Genomic DNA, 207 nt, shown 5'->3' on the forward strand with positions numbered 1-207 from the left:
AGTATTTTAGGCGTTGTACCGAGCGTATTTCTCACTGCAGCTAACTTGGCGGTATTCGGTTTTTGGAAAGGCACCTTTTTATCGTTTGTAGGGGAAGCTGTTGGGGCGATTGTTTCTTTCGTTTTATATCGAAAAGGATTTCATAAACTTTCGGAAACGAAATGGTTTTCCTATCCGAAAGTGAAACGTTTGCTTGAGGCAGAAGGG

At 42.0% G+C, this 207-nt stretch carries 1 protein-coding gene; it reads left to right on the forward strand.

All coding sequences use genetic code 11. The annotated features are described in order from the left end of the window. Window positions 1-207: VTT domain-containing protein (locus tag ETB99_RS14850; RefSeq protein WP_171700953.1), on the forward strand; the 207-nt coding region annotated here is incomplete at both ends.

The sequence above is a fragment of the Anoxybacillus sp. CHMUD genome, from assembly GCF_013096965.1.
In the GTDB taxonomy this organism is placed as follows: Bacteria; Bacillota; Bacilli; order Bacillales; family Anoxybacillaceae; genus Anoxybacillus; species Anoxybacillus kestanbolensis_A.